We start from the raw sequence: 20304 nt of genomic DNA, 5'->3' as shown, positions 1-20304 counted from the left end.
CCCTTCCTGGCAGCTAGACGCCGAGACCGTTCATGAAATTGATACGAATGCGTGCCGGGTCGCGGTCCGTCGTGCCCGCAGGCTTGGCGCCGTCGATGCGCACCGCGATCAGGCGCGGCCCGTCCCCGGCAAGCGCCTGTTCGACGAGCGCGTCGAAGTGCTCTTCGTCCTGCGCCCAGTCGGACTGACTGAGGCCCGCGCCCTTGGCGATGGCGACGATATCGGCCGAACCGGACGTCATGGTCTTCTGCGAGCCGGTGATCTGGTAGATGCCGTTATCCCATATGACGATGCACAGGGTGGACGGCGACACCGCCGCGACCGTTCCGAGCGCGCCAAGCTGCATAAGGATCGAACCGTCGCCGTCGAGCGCGAAGACCTTGCGCTGCGGCTGCGCCAGCGCAACGCCGAGCGCGATCGAGCTGGCAAGTCCCATGCTGCCGAGCATGTAGAAATTCTGTGGCCGCTGGCCGCTGGCCCAAAGGTCGAAATTGCTGTTGCCGATGCCGCCGATGACGGCTTCCTCATTCTTCAGCCTGGCGACCAACCGCTTGGTCATCACGCTGCGATTGAGAATCTTGGCGGTCTGGCGGCCCGAATTGGTTTCCATGACAGACATCTCTGCTCGCCTCTCAGTGCGGCCGCTTGGTCAACAAGGGCGAAAGAATGATTGCGGCCGGAGCGCGCGTGGCGAATGCCTGACGGATCATGCCATCGGCCACGAACTCGACCTGCGAGCGGTCCTGGATCGCGAAATGCTCGATGCCGAGGCTTTGCAGCACGGGGCGCATCGTCCTGCAGACCATGGCCTGTCCCTGCTGGAACTCGCCGATCGTGCCGCGTTCCGAAACGACCATCACCACCGGAAGCTGAAACGGGCAGGCCAGCGATGCCAGCGCGTTGGGAACGGTGGCGAACCCGCTCGTCTGCATCAGCGTTATGCCCTTGCGGCCGCCCATATAGGCGCCGGCGACGATGGCGATGGCCTCTTCCTCGCGGGCCGGCAGAACCACGGTGAAATAGGGATCAGCCTCGATGGCGTCGATCAGAGGCCGAAGGACATTGTCAGGTACATAGGCAACAAGATCGATCTCGTTGCTTTTCAGGACGCGGACGAAAATCTCCGCCCAATCCTCTTTTACGACTTCTGATCCCACGTGATCCGTCCCGATTTGCTAATTTTCTGAGTCACATCGGCGTGCGGATATTGCCGCGAAGACTGCCGGCCTTCCGCTTCGGTAGCCAAAACGCTAATCACGACCAATTTGATGCGCAAATGATTATTTTCCAAAAATTATTCACTTGGGCCGATAAATTGGATTTCGTCGCGCAAGCGAGAGCGCGGGCGTTCAGTGGCCAAGCGACCACCACATCTACGCGGTGCCGGCCGTGAGATGAGCAAGCTTCTTATTTATCGTTTCCGATAATCAATTTTCGATTTCTAATCATTTGTTGTCGAAAACAGCCAGCCCTATGCTCGCCCCACGAAACAAGGAGCATCCAAGAAATGGCAAGCAACACGACCATGAAAGTGAGCGCGCTGCGCGCACACGGTGGCATCGAGCAGCTCAAGCTGGAGGAGTGGCCGATACCGGAGGTCGGCGACGGCCAGGCCCTGGTCGAGATCAAGGCCTGCGGCCTCAACTACATGGACGTCTTCGTGATGCAGGGCATGCCCGACATGCCCACGACCATGCCGCGCATCCCCGGCGGCGACATTGCCGGCATCGTTCGCAAGGCAGGTCCGGGCGTCCCAGAGGAGTGGGTCGGCAAGAACGTCGTGCTGTTCCCCCGCTTTCCCACCGGCGGCGTGCTGGGCGAAAACGGCAATGGCGGCCTGTGCGAATACATTGCCGCCGACCAGCGCCAGTTGATCGAAATCCCCGAAGGGGTGAGCTTCGAGGATGCCGCCGCCCTGCCCATCGCCTACGGCACATCGCACCGGATGCTGTTCACGCGCGGCAAGATCAAGGCCGGCGAAAAGGTGCTCATCCTCGGCGCGAGCGGCGGAGTCGGCGTTTCCTGCCTGCAATTCGCGAAGATGGTCGGCTGCGAGGTCTATGCCTGCACGTCGAGCGAGGAAAAAGGCCAGAAGCTGCGCGAGCTGGGCGCGGATCACATCATCAACTACACCGAAACGCCGGAATTTTCCCGCGCGGTCTGGAATGCGACCGGAAAGACCGGTGTCGACGTGGCGATCAACTTCACCGGCGGCGACACCTGGATCCAGACGCAGCGCAGCATGGCGACCGGCGGACGGATCCTGACCTGCGGCTCCACCGCCGGCCATCTGTGCGACATCGACGTGCGCTTCCTGTGGCACCGCGAGACCGAGATCATCGGCAGCCGCGCTTACGTTCCCGAAGACATCGTCGCCTGCCTCGACTTCGTCGCTTCCGGCAAGCTCAAGCCCGTGGTCGAGGTCTGGCTGTCGCTCGAGCGCGCTGCCGAAGGCGTTGGCCTGCTGGCGGACCGTCGCATCTTCGGCAAGGTCATCGTCACGCCATGACCGCCCGGATCCCCAATCTCGGCTGTCTGGGCCGAACGTTCAACACACCCGGACATGTGGCCGTCATCGATCTCGGCAATCCGGCCGAGCCGCGCAGCGTCCACTATCCCACCTATAACGCCGCATGCGACGCCGTCGCCCGCGGCCTTCTGGAGCGCGGGCTGGTGGCTGGCGACCGGGTCGGCGTCTACTGCTCGAACCGGCTCGAATTTCTGGAAGTCTTCTACGGCGCGATGCGTGCCGGTATCGTGCCTGTGATGATGGGCATCCTTCAGCCGAAGGACACCATCGCCTGGATCATCGAGCAGACCGCCCTCAAGCTCGTGTTCTGCGAGCAGGGCCTGAAACCCAACCTGCCCGAAACGACGCCGGCCGTCATCGTCGATGCGGATGGCGAGACGGGGCTTTCGGCGCTGAAGCGTCCGGGCGATTTCGTCCCCTTCGAGCCCGAATACGATTCCACGGCATTCATCGCCTACACGTCGGGGTCCACCGGCAGGCCGAAGGGTGCCCTGCTGTCTCACCGGGCGCATAGCTGGGTCGCGAAAACCATCTCCGAGGATCGGTACTTCTCGCCCGAAGACACGATGATCGTCGCCGCGCCGCTCTACCACAAGCACGCGATGAATTCGATCAAGTGCGTGCTCTATGGCGGCTCGACGGTCGTGCTGCTGCGCAAGTTCGAGGCGAAGACATATGTCGAGGCCGTCAACCGTTACAAACCGACCGTCACAGCGGGCGTCCCCACGATATTCGCGATGATTCTGCAACAGCGCGACCTGCTTGCCGGCAACGACTATTCATTCGTGCGGCTGGCGACGATGGGTGGGGCACCGGCATCCGACCAGCTCATAGATTCGGTCGCCGAACTTTTCCCGAACGCCCAGATCAACCTGATCTTCGGCATCACCGAAACCAGCGCCGCCCTGTTCGGCCGGCATCCTGAGGGTCTCGCGCGGCCGCGTCATTCCATCGGCTACCCGATCGCCGGCAACGAGTTCAGGCTGGTCGGCGACAGCGACGATTTCGGCACGCTGCATGTGCGCGGCCCCGGCATGATGAGCGGCTATCTCAACAATCCCGAGGAGATGGCAAGGCGGATCGACGGGGACGGCTGGTACAACACCGGCGACATCGTGCGGCGCGACAAGCTTGGCTGGTACTATTTCGTCGGCCGGTCGGACGACATGTTCACATCGAGCGGCCACAATATCTATCCGGCCGAGGTGGAGCTCGTTCTCGAGCGTCACCCCGATATCGACCAGGCGGCCGTGGTTCCCGCCCCTCACGAGACCAAGCATACCGTGCCCTATGCGTTCGTGGTCAAGCGACACGGCTCGGCGCTGACGGAAAACGATGCGCAGGACCAGGTGTTGAAGAACGCGCCGCCCTATCAGTATCCGCGCAAGGTGATTTTCCTCGACGCCCTGCCCATGACCAATGTCGGCAAGATCGACAGGCGCTTCCTCGAGGCCGAGGCGGCAAGGCTGCAGAAATCGGAAGCGGAAAAGGAACAGGCATGAGCACCGAAACTCCCGCAAAGACCGTCGCCGACGTGCAGGCGATCGTCGATCGCAGCGCCTATCTCACATGGCTCGGCATCAAGGTGCTGTCGCTCGGCGAAGACACGCTGGAGATCAAGGCGACATGGCGTCCCGAATGGGTGGCCAATCCGAAGGTCGGCCAGACGCAGGGCGGCATCCACGCCGCATTGATCGACTTCGCCGCCAACCTGGCGATGATCAGCAAGATGGGCGGGCCGGTGCTGACCATCGACCTGCGCATCGACTACCACCGCGTGGCGATGAAAGGCGACCTCATCGTTCGCGGCAAGGTCATCAAGTTCGGCCGCACGGTCGGAACCAGCGAGGCTGAAGTGTTCGACGAGCAGGGAAAGCTTCTGGCCAGTGGACGCGGCAGCTTCCTCACCACCCAGACGTCGAAAGCCGGCGCGAAGTCCTGACCGGCTTCCGGCGCCGGGGGATTCACATTATCGACGGAGAGTGCGATGGCTATCGACATGTCGGGCGAGGAGCGCATCAGCGCGCCCATTGAAAAGGTCTGGGCGGCGCTGAACGACCCTGCTGTGCTGAAACAGTGCATTCCCGGCTGCGAAAAGCTGGAAGCGGATCGCGAGAAGGGGTTCAGCGCCGCCGTCACCCTGAAGATCGGCCCGATCAAGGCGCGCTTTGCCGGTGAAGTCGAGCTTACCAACATCAATCCGCCCCTGTCCTACACCATCGTGGGCGAGGGCAAGGGCGGCATCGCGGGTTTCGCCAAGGGTGGGGCCGACGTCGTGCTCGCCGAGGAGGCGCCGGACCTGACGGTGCTCACCTACACCGCGCGCGCCGATGTCCGCGGCAAGATCGCGCAGCTCGGCAACCGCCTGATCCAGTCGACCTCGAAGAAGCTTGCGGGCGAATTCTTCGCCAGGTTCAACGAGGTCGTCAGCGCACGCTGACGACCTTCTTTCGAACCATCATTGACGGATGGTGCCGCTCGGCCGGCCGCCGATGAACGAGGCGCTGACTTCGGCGTCCGGATCGAGAATCCGCACGCCGTGGACCGGCTCCGACTCGCGGATCGTCTTCATCATGATTTCGAGGATGCGGCGCGTCGTCGGCGACGACGAACGCATGTGCCGGGTGATGACGCAAACCTCACGTTCGATCTTCGGCTCGTGCAACTCGCGGAACTCGAATTCCGACATCGGATCGGTATGGGCCGCGAGTGACGGCAGCACCGTGATCCGGTTGCCCAGCTTCAACAGCGCATAGAGCGAGGTCGTGCTCGACGCGTGATCGACCTCGGTGCCCTGATGCTTCGGTTCGAGGTCCGGATAATGCCGGATCAGCGCGCCGATGCCCGTGTCCTTGGTCAGTGACACATATTCGTAGTCGCGAAGATCAGCCCAGGTGAGCTTCCCCTTGAAATTCACCAGCGCATGGTTCTTCGGAAACACCGCGCCGAACGGGTCCGCGAGTACCGGCCGGTAGTCCAGGTCGGCGAAATTGTTCAGCGGCGACGATATGCCGAAATCCGTCGTGCCGTCCAAAACCGAGCGTTCGGTCTTGTCCGACCCTTCGTCGCGAACGGAAATCTTGACGTCCGGATAGGAATGCCGGAACGCGACGAGCGTCGGCGCCAGCACGTGCGGCATCAGCGACGGGGCAACCGAGATCTTGATGTTGCCCTGCTCGCTCCGCGCCACCGCCTGCAGATCCGACACCGCGTTGTCGAAATCGCGCAGGATGCGTTCAGTCACGTCCTGAAACCAGATCGCGTCGCGGGTCAGGACGACGCGGCGGGTGGTCCGGTCGAACAGTTGCACGCCGGCGAGGTCCTCGAGCTGCTTGATGGTCGCGGTCAGCGAGGATTGCGTCTTGAAAAGCTGCTGCGCCGCCACGGTGAACGAACCGGTGCGCGCCACGGCCGCGAAACACCGCAGGTGCCTGAGCGAAATCTGAGCTCCCAAAACACGTCTCCCCATCATTTTGCCGGACAGACGCTGCCCCGATCGAGCACGCGCGCCTCAACACGATATATCGTCCAAGATAATCAATAACTGCGTTTTTATGATTTGCAATGCATGGTCTCGACTATACTCTGACCATATCGAACACCCTCCTGTGCCCCTGCGGGCATATGGGCGGGATAGACGGATTCTTGCAGGGAACGGTGGGGCATGGCTGCCGAAACGACGCCGGACGGCGTGGGACAGTGGGTCGGCAAATCTTTGCCGCGCAAGGAAGACAAGCGTCATCTTGCCGGAGCCAGCACCTTCATCGCCGACATCCGCCTGCCCAGGATGCGCGACGTCGCCTTCGTGCGCAGTCCGGTGGCGCATGGGCGAATCCAGTCCGTCGAAATCCCCGAGGAACATCGCAGGCACGTCTTCGTCCTCGCCGATCTCCAGCCGCTCGTCCCGATCGGCGGCGGCCCGGAAATGGCGACCTTCCGCAATGTCGCCTATCCTCCCCTTGCCGATGGCAAGGTGTTCTTCGTCGGGCAGACCGTGGCGATGTGCATCGGGCGCAACCGCGCCGGTGCGGAGGATATCGCCGCCGAAGTGTTCGTCGATGTCGAAGAGCAGGACGCGGTGATCGATGCCATCGCCGCATTGGAAGGCGATGCGCCCCTGCTGCATGAAGGCTGGCCCGACAATTCATTCATCGATGCGGTGATTTCCGAGGGCGACATCGCCTCGGTCGCCGACGCGCCGGTAAAGGTGCGGCGCCGGCTCAAGATGAACCGACAGGCGACGAACCCGCTGGAGACGCGCGGCGTGATCGCCTACCGCGATCATCGACTGGACGAGCTTGTGGTCTACTCGTCGACCCAGGGGCCGCATGTGATGCGCCATGGCATCGCGCTCGCTCTCGGTATGCCTGAACACAAGGTCAGGGTGATCGCGCCGGATGTCGGCGGCGGCTTCGGCGGCAAGAACCGGCTGATGCCGGAGGAGATCGCACTTGCCGCGCTCGCCATGAAGGTGGATCATCCGGTGCGCTGGATAGAGGATCGCAACGAGCACCTGATTGCTTCGGTGCAGGCGAGAGAACACCACTACGACCTGACGCTTCATGCGACACGCGAAGGTCGGGTGCTCGGCATAGAAGGCAGCGTGCATGTCGATGCCGGCGCGTTCGCGCTCTGGCCTTCCGGTCCGTTCATGGAAACCGGCATGGCCGCGCGCAACCTTCCCGGCTCCTACACGGTCGAGCATTTGCAAATCCGCACCCACACCGTCGCCACCAACAAGGCGCCGATCGGGCCGTACCGGGGCGTCGCGCGGCCGGGCGCGTGCTTCGCCATCGAGAGGATGATGGACGAACTCGCGGATGAACTCGGCATCGACCCGGTCGAGATCCGCCGCATAAACCTCGTTCAGCCGCAGATGATGCCCTATCGCACCGCCGGCGGCTTGCGGCTCGACAATGGCGACTATCCAGCGGCGCTCGACAAGGCGTTGGCGATGATCGATCTGCCGGCCCTGCGCGAGCGCCAGCGGCGCGGCGAGCCCGACGGGCGCAGGCTCGGCATCGGCTTCGCCGTCTATACCGAACAAAGCGGCCACGGCACGGTCGAGTGGGTCAAGCGCAAGTCGCGTGTCGTGCCCGGCTACGAATCCGCGACGGTGCGCATGATGCCCGACGGCACCGCGCATGTTCTGGTCGCCATCCAGAGCCATGGGCAGGGGCTTGAAACCTCGCTCTCGCAGATCGCCGCGCAGGAACTTGGCATGGACCCCGCCGCGATCCTGATCCGGCATGGCGATACGGGCGTTTCGCCTCAAGGGTTCGGCACCTTCGCGTCGCGCAGCATCGTCTTTTCCGGCGGCGCGGTGGCAAAGGCGAGCCGCAAGCTCGCTGCCAAGATCCGCCGCATCGGCGCGCATCTTCTTCAGGTGTCGGAAGCCGATGTCGAGCTGAGAGGCTCGTGCGCGCACGGCGGCTCGGGCAGCGTGTCGATCGCCGAGATCGCCAGGGCGGCCAATTTGAGGCCGGAGATGCTGCCGCCGGATACAAGGCCCGGTCTCGAAGCGACGGAAACCTACGAGCCGCCGGAATCGGGCGGGGTCTTTTCCTATGGCGTCCACGCGGTGACGCTTCTCGCCCACCCGGTCACCGGCGTTACCGAAATCCTTGACTATGTCATCGTCGAGGACTGCGGAAATCTCATCAATCCCAAGATCGTCGACGGCCAGATAATCGGCGGCGTTGCGCAGGGCATCGGCACCGCGCTCTACGAGGAATTGTCCTTCAGCGAGAACGGCCAGCCGATCGCAACCACCTTCGGCGACTACATGATGCCGTGTGCCACCGAAATCCCGAGTTTCCGCATCGGCCACATGGTCACGCCGGCTGAAAGCACCGAGTTCGGCGTAAAGGGCATGGGCGAAGGCGGAGCTATCGCGCCCCCTGCGGCCATAGCCAACGCGCTCAACGACGCGTTCCGCTTTTGCGGTGCCTGGTTTTTTGAAACGCCGATGACGCCCCGCCGCGTGTCCGATGCGGTCGTCGCCGCGCTGGAGAGTGAGGCCGCCGCATGAAGCCTGCCCTTTTCGACTATGTCCGCCCCGAAAGCCTGAGCGACGCGCTCGCCCTTCTGCGCGACGACGAGGGGGCGACGGTCATCGCAGGCGGGCAATCGCTGCTGCCGATGCTCAATTTGCGCGTCACAGCCGCTGAAAAGCTGGTCGACATCAGCAGGCTGCACGCGCTTCAAGGCACGAACGACGATGGAACCACCGTGTCCGTTGGCGCGCTTGTCACCCATGCCGCCATTGAGGACGGACTGCACCGCGAGGCCTTCAACGGCCTGCTGCAACGGGTCGCCGCGAAGATCGCCTATCGCGCGGTCCGCAACATGGGAACCCTCGGCGGAAGCCTGTCCCTGTGCGATCCTTCGGCCGACTGGCCGGCCTGCCTGCTGGCGCTCGACGCCTCGGTTATTGCCGCATCAGCTGACGACGGCGAGCGCGAGATCGCGATGGAAGAGTTTCTCGTCGACGCCTACACCACCGCGCTGGAGTCGGGCGAGCTTCTGACCCGCGTCGTCATTCCCCGCCGGCCGATGGCGAGGTGGGGGGTGTCCAAGGTCACGCGCAAGAGCGGCGCTTTCGCCGACTCGCTCGCCATCGCCGTGCTGGGAGACGGCGACCTGCCGACGCGCGTCGCGCTGACGGGCATCGCAAGCTGCGCGCGCCTGCTGATCCGGACATCCGGGATTCTCGATGAAGACCGCGAGGCGACCGCCGCCACGCTTGCAGAGGCGATCCGCGAAGACATCGTCGAGGTGCATGAGGACGTGACGCCCTATCAGCTACGCTGTCACCACCACACCGTTTCAACCGCGATCACGGAGGCGCAGTCATGGTCGAAGTGACGCTCACCATCAACGGCGAAGAAGAGACGGTCGTGATCGATGCGCGCGACAGCCTCTCGGACCTGCTGCGCGAGAAGCTGAACCTGACCGGCACCCATGTCGGCTGCGACCATGGCGCCTGCGGCGCCTGCACCGTTCATCTCGACGGAACGCCGGTGCGCTCGTGCATCGTGCTGGCGGCCCGCTGCGAGTGCAGCGATATCCTCACCATCGAAGGCACGCGCAACGACGCGATAACCGATGTGGTGCGCAGGCATTTCCACGACAAACATGCCCTGCAGTGCGGTTTCTGCACGCCCGGAATGCTGATGATGGCGGTCGATATCATCCGCCGCTACCGCGTTCCCAGCGAGGAACAGGTGCGTGCCGAGCTCAGCGGGCAGATCTGCCGCTGCACCGGTTACATGGGTATCGTCAACGCCATCGTCGCGGCTGCGGACGAACTCGACGGCCAGCGCGCCACCGCCTGATTGCCGGCTAACCACCGACCAGCCCGGACGTAAAGCGAAATCCGCCATGCGCCTTGAATGGGCAAAAAGCGGATTTGCTTCCTTTCGAGGCAGGCCGGGAGGCCGCGATTACATGTGCAGGCGCCGTTCAGCCGAATAACGAACCAGCGCCGTGAAGCGGTAGAGCCCGTGCATGAACTTGCCATAGGGCATCGTCAGGAACAGCGCCGCGACAATGCCCAGATGCAGCGCCAGGAGAACGCCCATCGCGGCGGTTTCGCGCATCAGCATCAGCGCCAGGCCGGTGAGGCTCGTCAGGAAAAGCATGACGATGAAACCGACTTCCATGCCGCGAAACGAATCGTCCTGCACCATCGGATCGCGCTTCTTCTTGGCGAGCAGCAGGCCGACAGGCCCGATCAGAAGCCCTATACCGCCGATGGTTCCCAGAACAACCGGCAGGTCGTACCAGGGATAGGGCGCCTCCATTCCAAGCAGATAGTGATAGCTCGTCGCGACGCTGGTCGAGGCGAAGCACAGCATGAAGCCGTAGAATGTGAGATGGTGATAGAAGCGCCGATTGTCAGTTCCGACCGCCTCGTCCTCGTAGCAACCCTGCCCGCCGCCTTCCAGATAGCGCATCGTCGCCGCATCCCTGATCGCCTGCCAGATATCGGCGGGCGCCATCGCGATCGGCAGCGACGTGCCGGCCGCGCGCCAGAAATTGCGTATGCTCAGGACCATGGCAAGCGCGGCGACGGCCGAAACGGCCGTGAACACGCCGGCCATGACGTTGTGCGGCATCAGCGCATAAAAGGAACCGTCCGCGTCCGCATAGGCCCGGAACATGCCGCCGCTGCTGTGCACCAGCATCATGCCGATGAAGAACGCCGAGATGGTGGCCGCCGTCAGCAGGGAAATGACGAGACCGTTGCGGCGGAAAACGCCCGACATAGCCTGCGGCCACACATGCGCCGCGTAGGATTCGGACCGGACGATGGCCAGCGTTCGCGGCACGTTGACGTCGAATTCGTGGGGCGCCGTGAACTGGCAGTCGATGTAGCAACCGCCGCAACTGTGACAGAGGTTGGCCAGATAGTTCAGGTCGCCGTCGGCGAAGGACCGGCGCATCTCCATTGCCGGAAACACCGCGCAGAGACCCTCGCAGTACCGGCACGAATTGCAAACCGTCATCAGCCGGTTCGCTTCGGCAAGCGCCTTAGTTGTGTGCATTGCCCGCCGCCCCCTCTCCTGAAATCTTTCCGAATACGCTGCCCACGGTCATGCCGATGCCGGCCGCATAGCCACGGCCCAGCACGTTTCCTGCCATGATCTCGCCGGCGGCGAACATGTTCGCAGCGGGCCTGCCGTCGGCCATGATCATGCGCGCCTGCTTGTTCACGCGCACGCCCATATAGGTGAAGGTGATGCCGGGTCGCACCGGGTAGGCATAGAACGGCACCGTCTCGATCTTCTGCGCCCAATGCGACTTCGGCGGCGTCAGCCCCTCGGTGCGGCAGTCGTCGAGGATCGCGTCGTTGAAGGTTCCGGGCTGCACCGCCGCGTTGAAATCGCCGACTGTGCGCGCCAGGGCTGCCGGGTCCAGTCCGAGTTTCCCGGCAAGCTCCTCGATGGTCGATGCCTCGATCGGCGGATAGAGCGAGGGCATGAAGCGCCGCAGCGAGGGGGAGTCGAATATGATGTAGGCGATCTGGTCGGGTTGCGCGGCGACGAGACGGCCCCATATCGCGTATCGCTTGGGCCAGATGTCCTCACCCTCGTCATAGAAGCGTTGCGAAAGCTTGTTGACGACGATGCCGAAAACCACGCAGTCCAGCCGGGTGATGATGCCGCCGTCGAATTTCGGCGCGCGTGCGTCGATTGCAACCGCATGGCATTGTGTGGGATCGCCGATCCGGTCGACGCCGTTGTCCAGCAGCATTCGCAGCACCGTGCCGCGATTGTTCGACGTGCCGCGGATGAGGAAATTGTCCGCGATTTCGCCCCACCCCTCCTTCAGCCATTCGATGTTGGATTCGAAGCCGCCCGCCGCCGCGACGAGGCTGCGCGCACCCACGTTCCTGCGCTCGCCGTTATGCATGTAGGTTGCGGAACAGAAGAAGCCGTCCTCGATCTCGAGCTCGACGACCTCCGCCTCGTAGAGCACGTCTACACCGAGGCCGCCCGCCGTCTTGTAGAGCGCGTTGAGCATCGAGCGGCCGCCACCCAGGAAGAAGGAGTTGGTGCGGCCGAGGCTGAGCGTTCCCCCGAGGGATGGCTGGAAGCGGACGCCCTGCTTCGCGATCCAGCCCAGCATCGCCTTCGACTGATGGATCATGTGGCGGGCGAGGTCTTCGTTGGTTTCGCCTCCGGTGACGCGCAGCAGGTCGTCCCAGAATTCTTCTTCCGTATAGGGGCCTGAAAGCGTCTCGGTCGCTCTGTCGTGGGCGCAGCGCATGTTGCGGGTGTGTCGCGTGTTGCCTCCGCGATAAAACTTGGTCGCCGCTTCAAGAACCAGGACCGACGCCCCGGCACTTCGGGCTGCGATCGCCGCGCAAAGGGCGGCGTTTCCGCCCCCGATCACCAGCACGTCGTAGTCTTGTCTCTGCTCTTCCAACACCGCCCCCGAACGGACTTGATGGCTCCGATGAAGCGCGCGGATGCCGGTAAGACACGGCCGCAGGCTCCCGTGACGACAGAATGGTCGGATCGGAAACTCTATTACAAACGAATAATTCATCAAAATTATTCGCTCACGGCGATATATGTTTTGCCACGCGGATTTCGAGGTGTCGCTCGGCACTTAATTAGGTTCTTCCTCACTTTGTGTGGTTCATTCGTCGTTAGCGAGGTTGTCGCTATCGGCGGGCATGCGAACGAAATTGAAATGGTCACCCGGCCCAGGGGTCAAGATATTGGGTGTCGCGCTCACTGTTGACGACGGGTGGGTTGTTTCCGCTGCCGGATCCGTGATCGGCATCTGCCCCGACTGTGGACGGCGAAGCCGAAGTAGGCATGGCTGGTCCCGCCGTAGCCTCCAGGATCTGCCGGTCCAGGGTCGGTCGGTGACAGTGAAACTCCTGCTGAGCCGCTGGCGATGTGCGCATCAGGCATGTTTGCGACAGACGTTTACCGACCGACTGCCGACGGTAGCTGATCCATACGCGCGTCGGACGAGAAGGGTCGGAGAGATTGTCTGCCTGCTCGGCCACAGTACTGGCGGCCGTCCTGGCGAGCGGTTGATGCAGCGGCTCGGCATGCCGGTCAGCGACGACACCATCCTGCGGCAACTGAAACGGGATGCTGCGGTTGCCCAACGCAATTCCGAGATACGGGTGGTCGGTATCGATGATTGGAGTTGGCGGCGCGCGACGAGCTATGGGACCATGATGGTCGACCTCGAGCGCCGCTCGGTCATCGACATACTGGATGACCGCAGCGTCGAGAGTGCGGCCGAGTGGCTGCGTGACCATCCTTCCATCGAGGTTGTCAGTCGCGACCGCTGCGGCTTGTATGCGCAGGCCACCCGTGAAGGCGCACCGCAGGCCCAGCAGGTCGCCGATCGGTTTCATCTGGTGCAGAACCTTCGCTCAGCCATCGAAGAACAGATGAGCCTTTCCGGGCGTTCCACCGGCAGGGCCATTCTTTCGGAGGACGCAATTGTTGACGCGGCGACGCATCGCCGGCGCGCCCGTCTCGCGCATAGGCAATCCCGCCAGGATATATTCGACATGCTCCACACTTTGCGCCAGCAAGGGCTGTCCTACAGCGAGATTGCCCGTCGGACCGGCTATGAACGTCGCAGCGTAACGAAGTGGCTCAAGTTCGCGGCTCCGCCAGACAGGCGACGAGCAGCACTGAACCCCACATCACCATGGAATTTCGAAGCCTTCCTTGCCCAATGCTGGAAGGATGGAACCGCCGCGGACGACATCTGTTTCATGACGTCAAGCAGCGCGGCTACACCGGCAGCGTCGCAAATCTGGAGCGCTTGCTCGGAGCCTGGCGGCGGGCCGAAAGGGAACAGGCCGACGATGTGCCACCTACCACGTTGAAGTCGGAGCCGGTTCGAGATCCGGAGACCGGTCATGCGATTTCGCCAGTGGTGGCCGCAGCGCTGTGCATCAAGCCGCGAGGCCTGCTGACTGACCGGCAGGCAAGGAAGGTCGATGCCCTGAAGCAAGGATCTGAGGCGTTCGCCGAGATGCGACGCCTGGCGATGCGCTTCAACGGTATTCTTCGCGACAAGAGGTCGGCACCACTGGATGCGTGGATCGACGATGCGATCGACTCCGAACTCATTCCTATCATGCGGTTCGCCCGCGTCCTGCGGAGAGACATCGATGCCGTCAACAACGCCATCGAGCTGCCTTGGAGCAACGGCCAGGCCGAAGGCCAGATCAACCGCCTCAAGACCCTCAAGCGCTCGATGTACGGTCGGGCCGGTCCTGAACTGCTGAAGGCACGAATGTTGCCACGACTCCACACAAAGTGAGGAAGAACCCAATTAACTGCCAAGCGACATCGGCGGGCGGCTCCTGCCGTCCGACTTTCCACCGAAAAGCACTGTCTTCCGGTGGTTCCGCCGCTTCCGTGACGAATGCCTGTCCAAGAAGAATAACCATTTGCAACACAACCGTTCGGCGCACAAGTATGTTGCTTGACGCCCCCGCGTGCCGGCCTGGTAGCGCCCGACCAGCTCGACCTTATCGCCTTGGCTCGCACGCACCATGGCGAGTTCTCTTGTTGCCTTGTCGAACCACGAGAGCGGGACGGCTCCTCCCGACCTGGCTCAATAGCCGGGCGCGTCGTCCTCCTCGGCCTCGGACGCGCCGCCCGGCTCGAAGACCGCCAGCCAAGCCTGAAGGCGTGCCAGGCCCGCCGCATCGCCCAAGGCCTCCGCTGCGCGCGCCTGTTGCCTGAGCGCCAGCCTCACCGCGGCGCGTTCGGCGCGTCCGGGCGGCGGCGCGAAGGCGGCCGGCTCTTCTCCCGCTTCGACAGCGCCGAGCACGCTGTCCTTGACCGCCGCCATACCCGGCGGACCATAGGCCGAATGCAGCGCCTGGAACGCCTTGTGCAATGCCGGATCGAACGCCTGGTCTTCGCCCATCGGCCCAATGACCGGATTGCCCGGATGCAGCGCCCCGAGCGGAAGGAGCCCCTCCGGGATCGGCGTATTGGCCGAATGAGTGCGGCCGGTCCGCAAGAGCTTGGGCAGGACATGGGAATGCGGGCCGGGCGGCGAGACGCCGCCGGTGTCCGGGCCGCCGATCTTCTGGTAGACCTCCACGCGCCCGATACTCGTCAGCGCGATGCGATGCGGATGAACCTTCAGGATGGCGCCCATCGTGTGATTGTCGGGCGCGAAGATCGATCGGCCTTCGGCCTTGCGTAGCACCGCGATGAGGTCCGTATCGCCGGTGCGGATGCAGAAGTCGCATTGCGGCAGGGCAAGACCCATGTCGAAGAGCACGGCGTCACGGTCCTGAGGGCGAATGGCGTCCCTATCCGGTCCGAGCTCGGTGAGTGCCGCGCGGGCGCTGCGCCGCGCCGCCGCCTCCGGCAGGCACAGGGCGACGGCCTGGCTCCAGCGGTGCGGCCTAGGGCTCAGCGTTTCATAGGCGACCGGCACGATCCCGCCTGCCTGCTCGCGGTTGATGCGGATGGCGCCGCGCGCCGTCGCCCTTGTCAGTTCGTCGGGCGCATCGATCTCGGGCCGTTCGCCCTCGTCCTGGTGGAACTCGGCTATGGCGCCGAAACTGCCCATGCTCCAGCCGCTCTGCCAGTCGGCGAGATGCTGGCGCAGCAGGGTGGCGAAATCATTCATTGCCCGTTCCTTCATTGTCTGTCGGTGTCGATGATGTCGAGCGGCTGCAGCACCATCCCGCCCTCGGCCTCGCCGCGAAAGGCCGTGACGCCGTAGACGGCGCGCAGCGCCTCTTCGTTCAAGACCGTATCGGGCGGTCCGTCGGCAACAATGCGTCCCTTGTCGATGAGGACCAGCCGCGTGCACCAGCGCGCGGCAAGGCCGAGGTCGTGCAGCGAGGCAACGACCGCCTTGCCTTCCGATGCCAGGGCGCGAAACAGCCGCATCAGGGTGATCTGGTGCGCCGGGTCGAGGCCGCCCGTCGGCTCGTCGGCCAACAGCAGCGGCGCTTCCTGGGCGAGCGCGCGGGCGATCAGCACCCGCGCCTTCTCGCCGCCCGAAAGCCGGGTCGCCGGCTGAGTGCGAAACTGGTCGACCTCCATGCGCCGCATGGCGGCTTCGATGGCCGTCCGGTCGCGCGGGCCGAGGCCGGCGAAGCGACCGCGATGCGGTGCGCGCCCGAGCGCGACCAGCCTTTCGACCGAAACCGGCCAGGCGATCTCATGATCCTGCGGCAGATAGGCGACGTGCTGGGCGCGCTGGCGGGGCGACCAGGACGAGGCGTCGCGGCCAGCGATCTCGACCGTTCCCGCGGCTGCAACGAGACCCAGCGCGGCGCGCAGGAGCGACGACTTGCCTGCCCCGTTGGGGCCGATGAGGCCGACGCATTCGCCTTCGCCGACCGCGAGCGAAACCTGGTCGACGACCCTTCTGCCGCCGAGAAATGCGCTCAGATCGTCGAGCTTCAGGAGCGTCAAAGCATCGCCCTCCGCGTCTTCCAGACGAGCCACAGGAAGAAGGGCGCGCCGACGATCGCCGTGAGCACCCCGAGCTTCAAATCCTTGCTTGGCGCAATCAGCCGCACGAGAATGTCAGCCGCCAGCAGCACCGCCGCGCCGCCCAGCGCGCTAGCCGGCAGCAAGCGTGAGGGAAGCGACCCGACGAGCGGGCGCAGGATATGCGGCACGACCAGCCCGACGAAGCCGATGGCGCCGGCAACCGCCGTGGCTGCACCGACGCAGGCCGCGGTGCCGAAGACAGCCAGGAACTGAACGCGCCGCATGCCGATGCCCATCGACTGGGCGGCGTCGGCGCCGAGCGTGAGTGTGTCGAGCGGACGCCCGAGGCTCGCCAGCATGACCCAGCCGACAAGCATGAAGGGCGCAGACAGCCAGACATGGGTCATCGAGCGGTCGGTCAGCGCGCCGAGCATCCAGAAGACGATCTCGAGTGCCGCAAACGGGTTCGGCGACAGATTGAGCGCCAGCGAGGTCATCGCGCCGGCGAAGCTGGAAACAGCGACACCGGCGAGGATGATGGTCAGGGTGCCGCCGCGAATTCCGGCCATCGCCTGCACGATGAAGACCGCGAGCACGGCCCCGGCCAGCGCGGCAAGCGGCAGGCCGAGCGGAAAGGCCGCAGAAAGGCCGGTATAGATCGCCAACACGGCACCCAGCGAGGCGGAGGCGGAGATGCCGAGCAGGCCCGGCTCGGCCAGCGGATTGCGTAGATAGCCTTGCAGCACGGCGCCCGAGAGGCCCAGCGTGGCGCCGATCATCAGCCCCAGAATGGCGCGCGGAAGGCGGATTTCGCGCATGATGAGCGCAATCGCGCCGCGGTCGTTCGAAAACAGCGCGGCGATGGAATCGGCAAAGCCTATGGCTGCCGGACCGACCGTCAGCGACATGGCGAACAGGACGGCGACAAGCGCCGCCAGCACGGCCAGAACCAGCCGGTAGCGGGCATTCTCACTCATTCGGCGTGCTCCACGACGTTCGCCCTGCCTGCGGCCCGCCGCAGGATGCGCACAGCCTCGGCGGTGAAGGATGCGCCGCAGATCCAGTATTTGTCGGGGACCGTCACGGCGGTCTTTTGCGCCTCCAGCGCCTGAAAGGCCGGGTGGCGAAAATTCTCCTGCGCCAGGGCCGGCCGGCCATAGTCGCTGCCTCCGGTGACCAGAAGGTCGGGATCGGCCATCACCAGAGCCTCCAGCGGCACGCGACCCGCCCCGGCAATGCCCAGCGCGTCGGCGACGTTTTCGAGACCCGCCGCCTTGACCGCGGCGTCGGCCAGCGTTCCGGGCCCGGAGAGATAGCTGTTGGGTGAGTAAAGCGCGACAGAGGCCGGCGCGCCCGGCCTGGCGGCTTCTTCAGCCAGCGCCCTGTCGAGCGCCGCGACCATCGCCTCGGCACTCGCGGAACGCCCCAAGAGGGCGCCCATGCGGCGGATATTGGCCCGCACATCGTCGAAAGAAGCTTCCGGCTCGAACGCCTCCACCCGGAAGCCGAGCCGGCGCAACAGCGCCACCGTTACCCGCGTGGTGTAGGTGCCGGCGAGCACGAGGTCGGGCTGCATCAGGAACACTTCCTCGGCCAGACCGTGATTGACGCGATAGCGCTTCGCCTCGTCGGCAAGCACCGAGGCCTGGCGGTTCGAGGCCAGATGGGAGACGGAATTAAGCTGCCCGTCACCCGCCAGCAGCATGGCGAGCTGATCTGTGCACAGGTTCATCGAAACCACGCGGCGCGGCGTCTCATCTGCCGATGCGGGCAGGCTTGGCCATGAGGCGAGAGCGGCCGCGGCCGCCATCACGCAGCGAAAGGCTCCAGTCCATGCGCGTCGGGTCTTCATGCGTCAGAACCGTCCCCTGAGACCGATGAAGGCTACGCGGCCCTGGGTGTTGTAGCCCAGAACCTCCTCATAATCCTCGTCGAACAGGTTTTCGACCCGTCCGAAGGCCTCGAAACTGTCGTTGAAGCGGTAGCTGCCGCCGACATTGACCACGGTGTACCCGTCGAGCGTTACGCGCGTCGAGGGATAGGTCGAGAAGTCGAGATCGAGCATGTCACCATTGAAGACGACCTCGCCGAAGACCCGGCCGCGATTCTGCAGGAAGGTGTAGGCGACATTGAACGATCCCGAATGTTCGGGACGGCGCACCTCGCGCAGTTGCGGACCGCCGGCCACCTGCTGCTCGGCAGCGTCGGTATAGGTGTAGGTCGCCGTAGCACTCAGGCCATTCGTCAGGTTCAGGGTCGCCGCCAGTTCCACGCCCTGGCGGTCGCTCACGCCATCCATGTTGACGGGGGTCGGCAGCGGGCCGGCATAGGAGGTGAAGATCTCGTTGGTCAGATCCTGGTTGAAATAGGTCAGATCGACGACCAGCGCGCGGTCGAAGAAGCCGTATTCCAGGCCGATGTCCCAGCCCAGGCTCTCCTCCGGCTTCAGGTTCGGGTTGCCGACAAAGGCGCTCGGCACATAGCCGAACTGCTCGTAGAATGTCGGGTTGGTCACACCGGTGCCGACCGAGGTGTGCAGCCGCGCCTCGGTGCCGGGAACGCGCCAGGCGACGCTCAGGCTGAAGGTCGTGGCGTCATCGAAGGCGTCGTTGAAGTCGTGTCGCACAGAGGCATTGACGCTCACCTGTTCGAGGAAATCGCCGCGATACTGGCCGATCAGCGAATTGGAGTTGCGCGAAAGCCTGTCGGTGAGATGCGACGGCAGGAAGGTTTCGCGCTCCCACTCATAGCCGCCGGTGAACTGATGGGTCGCGTCGAGGAAGCCGGGCGTGTCGAATTCGTAGCTCGCCTGGTAGGTGCCGGTGTAGCGGCCGCCCTCGTTCCACGAGCTTCGCGCGCCGCTTTCGAAATTTTCACGCTCGGTATCGCCGAAGGTGAAGCGCGCCTTCTGGGTCAGCGCCCCGTCGAGCGAGATCAGCGTGGCGCCGGCCGAGCCGAAGAGTTCGCGCGTCTTCGCCTCGTCGTCGGTGTCGAGAACCTGACCGTAGGTCGGGTTGCCGAAGCTGTAGTCCTGCGCATCGATGTCGCTGTCGCGATGCACATAGCGCAGCGTTCCGTCGACCGTCAGGTTCGGCGTCAGGTCGACGGTCACCTTGCCGTTGAAAGTGGCGTTGCGGTCGCCATCGTCTTCGGAACCGAAATCGGAGATGTTGAAGCCGCCGGTTTCGCGGAACAGGCCGGAAAGCGCGACGTCATAATTCGTCCCGCCGCCGCTCAGCGACAGGCCGCCAAGCCAGGTGCCATCGGTGCCGGCTTCCGACTTGCCGCGCACGGAAAAGCCGTCGCGCTCGCCGCGCCTGGTGATGATGTTGACGACGCCGGCCATCGCCTTCGAGCCCCAGAAGGCGCTCTGCGGGCCGCGCAGGATCTCGATACGGTCGATGTCGTCGACCAGCAGGCTGGAGAAATCGAACTCGCCCTGCGCGACTTCGCTGACGTCGATGCCGTCGACCATGACGAGGAGCTGGTTGGCCTCCGCACCGCGCACGCGCACCTGGGTCAGGCCGCCATAGGAGCCGGTGCGCGAGACCGAGAAGCCGGGCACCTGGCGCAGCGCGTCGGCAACGTAGCGCACCTGATTGGCTTCCAGCCATTCACCCGTGATCACGGTGTAGGCGCGTCCCGAACGTGCTTCGGCAACCGGCGTCAGCCCGTCGGTCACCAATATGCGCTCCAGCACCGTGCTGTCGCCGTCCGTCGCGGGCTCGTATTCCTGAGCTGCCACGCCTGTCGTCAGCATCAGCGACAATCCACCGACGATCTGAAACCCCTTATGCATATGCCCTGCCCCTT

At 64.3% G+C, this 20304-nt stretch carries 17 protein-coding genes and 2 pseudogenes; 9 read left to right on the top strand and 10 right to left on the bottom strand.

What is annotated here, in order from left to right:
• Positions 1 to 13: 13 nt before the first annotated feature.
• Both GM909_RS14645 and GM909_RS14640 read right to left on the bottom strand, forming a co-directional pair.
• Complete coding sequence (locus tag GM909_RS14645) at positions 14 to 619, bottom strand: thiamine pyrophosphate-dependent enzyme (RefSeq protein ID WP_157017136.1); 606 nt, start codon at positions 617 to 619, stop codon at positions 14 to 16.
• A gap of 13 nt (positions 620 to 632) precedes the next feature.
• Positions 633 to 1157 carry a thiamine pyrophosphate-binding protein gene (locus GM909_RS14640; protein WP_157017135.1) on the bottom strand — a complete coding sequence of 175 codons (525 nt, stop codon included), beginning with the start codon at positions 1155 to 1157 and terminating at the stop codon, positions 633 to 635.
• Positions 1158 to 1507: 350 nt separating this feature from the next.
• On the opposite strand from GM909_RS14640, the gene GM909_RS14635 reads away from it, so the two are divergent.
• The 4 genes from GM909_RS14635 to GM909_RS14620 are packed head-to-tail and all read left to right on the top strand — an operon-like array spanning position 1508 to position 4970.
• Entirely contained in the window at positions 1508 to 2509 is a 1002-nt protein-coding gene (locus tag GM909_RS14635) for a zinc-binding dehydrogenase (protein WP_157017134.1), read from the top strand.
• On the top strand, positions 2506 to 4032 hold the full coding sequence (locus tag GM909_RS14630; RefSeq protein WP_157017133.1) for a class I adenylate-forming enzyme family protein: 1527 nt from the start codon (positions 2506 to 2508) through the stop codon (positions 4030 to 4032). The genes GM909_RS14635 and GM909_RS14630 overlap by 4 nt, the downstream gene beginning before the upstream one ends.
• Positions 4029 to 4472 carry a PaaI family thioesterase gene (locus GM909_RS14625; RefSeq protein ID WP_157017132.1) on the top strand — a complete coding sequence of 148 codons (444 nt, stop codon included), beginning with the start codon at positions 4029 to 4031 and terminating at the stop codon, positions 4470 to 4472. The genes GM909_RS14630 and GM909_RS14625 overlap by 4 nt, the downstream gene beginning before the upstream one ends.
• Positions 4473 to 4517: 45 nt before the next feature.
• On the top strand, positions 4518 to 4970 hold the full coding sequence (locus GM909_RS14620) for a CoxG family protein (protein WP_157017131.1): 453 nt from the start codon (positions 4518 to 4520) through the stop codon (positions 4968 to 4970).
• A gap of 18 nt (positions 4971 to 4988) precedes the next feature.
• On the opposite strand, the gene GM909_RS14615 is transcribed toward GM909_RS14620, so the two are convergent.
• Complete coding sequence (locus tag GM909_RS14615) at positions 4989 to 5984, bottom strand: LysR family transcriptional regulator (RefSeq protein WP_198174259.1); 996 nt, start codon at positions 5982 to 5984, stop codon at positions 4989 to 4991.
• Between the two features lie 210 nt (positions 5985 to 6194).
• Between GM909_RS14615 and GM909_RS14610 the strand changes: the two genes are divergently transcribed.
• From GM909_RS14610 to GM909_RS14600, 3 genes are read left to right on the top strand one after another with little or no spacing between them, the layout of a single operon-like run.
• Entirely contained in the window at positions 6195 to 8561 is a 2367-nt protein-coding gene (locus GM909_RS14610) for a xanthine dehydrogenase family protein molybdopterin-binding subunit (RefSeq protein WP_157017129.1), read from the top strand.
• Positions 8558 to 9397 (top strand): FAD binding domain-containing protein, encoded by an 840-nt coding sequence (locus GM909_RS14605; RefSeq protein ID WP_157017128.1) that lies wholly within the window; start codon positions 8558 to 8560, stop codon positions 9395 to 9397. Before GM909_RS14610 ends, GM909_RS14605 begins: the two co-directional genes overlap by 4 nt.
• Complete coding sequence (locus tag GM909_RS14600) at positions 9385 to 9867, top strand: (2Fe-2S)-binding protein (RefSeq protein ID WP_157017127.1); 483 nt, start codon at positions 9385 to 9387, stop codon at positions 9865 to 9867. The genes GM909_RS14605 and GM909_RS14600 overlap by 13 nt, the downstream gene beginning before the upstream one ends.
• A 108-nt stretch (positions 9868 to 9975) precedes the next feature.
• Here the strand turns inward: GM909_RS14600 and tcuB are convergent, their stop codons facing one another.
• Positions 9976 to 11079, bottom strand: coding sequence for a tricarballylate utilization 4Fe-4S protein TcuB (gene tcuB / locus GM909_RS14595; protein ID WP_157017126.1), 1104 nt, complete (start codon positions 11077 to 11079; stop codon positions 9976 to 9978).
• On the bottom strand, positions 11066 to 12463 hold the full coding sequence (gene tcuA / locus GM909_RS14590; protein ID WP_235911904.1) for an FAD-dependent tricarballylate dehydrogenase TcuA: 1398 nt from the start codon (positions 12461 to 12463) through the stop codon (positions 11066 to 11068). The genes tcuB and tcuA overlap by 14 nt, the downstream gene beginning before the upstream one ends.
• A 253-nt stretch (positions 12464 to 12716) precedes the next feature.
• Here tcuA and GM909_RS14585 point away from each other — a divergent pair.
• Positions 12717 to 14341: pseudogene (locus GM909_RS14585) on the top strand (ISL3 family transposase).
• A 28-nt stretch (positions 14342 to 14369) separates the two neighbouring features.
• A pseudogene (locus GM909_RS25800) lies at positions 14370 to 14471 on the top strand (transposase); the annotation flags it as partial.
• A gap of 167 nt (positions 14472 to 14638) precedes the next feature.
• On the opposite strand, the gene GM909_RS14580 reads toward GM909_RS25800, so the two are convergent.
• Genes GM909_RS14580 through GM909_RS14560 form a run of 5 tightly spaced genes read right to left on the bottom strand, consistent with a single transcriptional unit; the run spans position 14639 to position 20290 of the window.
• Positions 14639 to 15673 (bottom strand): DUF6925 family protein, encoded by a 1035-nt coding sequence (locus GM909_RS14580; protein ID WP_157017124.1) that lies wholly within the window; start codon positions 15671 to 15673, stop codon positions 14639 to 14641.
• Between the two features lie 11 nt (positions 15674 to 15684).
• Complete coding sequence (locus GM909_RS14575; RefSeq protein ID WP_157017123.1) at positions 15685 to 16470, bottom strand: ABC transporter ATP-binding protein; 786 nt, start codon at positions 16468 to 16470, stop codon at positions 15685 to 15687.
• Complete coding sequence (locus GM909_RS14570) at positions 16467 to 17468, bottom strand: FecCD family ABC transporter permease (RefSeq protein ID WP_157017122.1); 1002 nt, start codon at positions 17466 to 17468, stop codon at positions 16467 to 16469. Before GM909_RS14570 ends, GM909_RS14575 begins: the two co-directional genes overlap by 4 nt.
• Positions 17465 to 18343, bottom strand: coding sequence for an ABC transporter substrate-binding protein (locus tag GM909_RS14565; RefSeq protein ID WP_157017121.1), 879 nt, complete (start codon positions 18341 to 18343; stop codon positions 17465 to 17467). Before GM909_RS14565 ends, GM909_RS14570 begins: the two co-directional genes overlap by 4 nt.
• Before the next feature lie 3 nt (positions 18344 to 18346).
• Positions 18347 to 20290 (bottom strand): TonB-dependent receptor plug domain-containing protein, encoded by a 1944-nt coding sequence (locus GM909_RS14560; RefSeq protein ID WP_198174258.1) that lies wholly within the window; start codon positions 20288 to 20290, stop codon positions 18347 to 18349.
• Positions 20291 to 20304 lie beyond the last annotated feature (14 nt).

The sequence above is a fragment of the Mesorhizobium xinjiangense genome, from assembly GCF_009749525.1.
In the GTDB taxonomy this organism is placed as follows: domain Bacteria; phylum Pseudomonadota; class Alphaproteobacteria; order Rhizobiales; family Rhizobiaceae; genus Mangrovimarina; species Mangrovimarina xinjiangensis.
Note: the sequence above shows the minus strand (reverse complement) of the source record. Positions and strands in the feature narration are given on the sequence as shown.